The sequence below is a fragment of the Staphylococcus sp. 231237_7MaSpsaltlick genome (assembly GCF_043107035.1).
Genome location: NZ_JBICNX010000244.1, coordinates 1 through 680, shown reverse-complemented (window position 1 = coordinate 680; position 680 = coordinate 1). Strand labels below are relative to the sequence as shown.

Here is a 680-nt window from a genome sequence, read left to right as displayed (position 1 = left end):
AAAAAACAGATGTAAAAGTAGGTGAATATGGTAAAACAGAGAATTATAAAGCTACAATTGCTTTAGTTGGAAGTTCTCACTCTGAGCATTGGCTGTGTGGATTTATTAAAGCCGCAGATAAATATGGTTATAGAATACTAAATATTACACGTTCTGGGACACGTTTTTCTACTGGCTATGAAGATAATAGCCCTAAAGGAAAATGGGTTAAAAATGTTAACGACTATTTACAACATCATAAAGATATAGATTTAGTTGTTTCACACGCAACTTCTGCTGCTAGTGATAGTAAATGGGTTCAAAATCAAATGATCAATCAACTGAATATTGTAAAAGATGAGTATGGTATGGATGTTCTTGCTATAAGAGATATTCCAACTTATGATTTTAGTGTTCCTGAAGAATTTGAAAAATTTGGTGAAGAGAAGACAATCAAAAAAATGAATGACTTTGAAAGCCAAAAAGACACATCATATTGGAAAGATTTTGCTAAAAATGATGAGAGACTATACAAATTTGACCCTACTGAATTTTTTAAAGTAGACAATCAATATACACCAGTAATTGGAAATATTAACATTTATAGAGATATGGATCATATGACAAATACTTATTCGGAGTCTTTCGGCAATGTACTGGCTGAAAATTTAAAATATATTATTGAAAACAAGGAAGAAAAT

Annotated in this window: 1 protein-coding gene; it reads left to right on the top strand. The window is 30.3% G+C overall.

The genetic code is table 11. The features are described 5' to 3' along the window. The coding region (locus tag ACF91D_RS31220; protein ID WP_392438620.1) for an SGNH hydrolase domain-containing protein at positions 1–680 on the top strand (680 nt) is incomplete at both ends.